Raw genomic sequence first — 237 nt, 5'->3', positions numbered from 1 at the left:
CCATTGTTCCTGCAGAACGCCGGCTTCATCTGGGTGCCGGCCATCGCGCTGTGCGCCATCGCGGCCTGGTTCGGCATGAACGACCTGACCAGCGCCCGCTCCTCATTCTCCGAGCAGGCGGTGATCTTCCGCCGCAAGCACAACTGGCTGATGTGCTGGTTGTACATCGGCACCTTCGGTTCCTACATCGGTTTCTCGGCCGGCTTCCCGATGCTGGTGAAGAGCCAGTTCCCGGAT

General features: G+C 62.4%; 1 pseudogene. It reads left to right on the top strand.

Annotated elements, in window-relative coordinates:
* Positions 1-237, top strand: a pseudogene (locus tag ACRHNM_RS18145) (nitrate/nitrite transporter); the annotation flags it as partial.

It is taken from the genome of Psychroserpens mesophilus, from assembly GCF_050617655.1.
In the GTDB taxonomy this organism is placed as follows: domain Bacteria; phylum Bacteroidota; class Bacteroidia; order Flavobacteriales; family Flavobacteriaceae; genus Psychroserpens; species Psychroserpens mesophilus_A.
The sequence above is the reverse complement of the archived record's forward strand: the minus strand, read 5'-3'. Positions and strand labels throughout refer to the sequence as shown.